Origin of the sequence: Enterococcus sp. HMSC078F03, from assembly GCF_001811595.1 — a bacterium.
Lineage (GTDB): Bacteria > Bacillota > Bacilli > Lactobacillales > Enterococcaceae > Enterococcus > Enterococcus faecalis.
In genome coordinates this window covers 1-369 of the sequence record NZ_KV805575.1, presented here as the reverse complement: position 1 = coordinate 369, position 369 = coordinate 1, and the positions used below count along the sequence as shown (strand labels likewise).

Genomic DNA, 369 nt, shown 5'->3' with positions numbered 1-369 from the left:
CCTTGCGCTACCATGACTTCTACAGGCGTGCCGTAGTCCACGTTGTGCCCTTTAGGTAAAACAATCTCCCGCTGTTCGATTTTTTCTGTATAGGGATGATACGCGTGGTACAAGCTGCCTTTTCCAATCAAGGCAGCCACCGATTGGGCAATCCCCGCTGAAGCCGAGGAAACGATTTGGGTATCTTCTACCTTCAACAAGTTGGCTAAAAAGGCCCCTGTTTGCACACTAAGTTCACTCATTTCAAAGAAATGTTCGCCGCCGAATCGTTGAGCTGCTAGGACTGCCTCCGAAACTTTGGAGACACCTAGAATGGTCATTTTGCCAGAAGCATTAATGACTTCTTTTAAGTGGAATTTTTCGTAACTA

The 369-nt window shown here is 46.6% G+C and carries 1 pseudogene; it reads right to left on the bottom strand.

Annotated elements, in window-relative coordinates:
• A pseudogene (locus HMPREF2810_RS09905) lies at window positions 1-369 on the bottom strand (SelA-like pyridoxal phosphate-dependent enzyme); the annotation flags it as partial.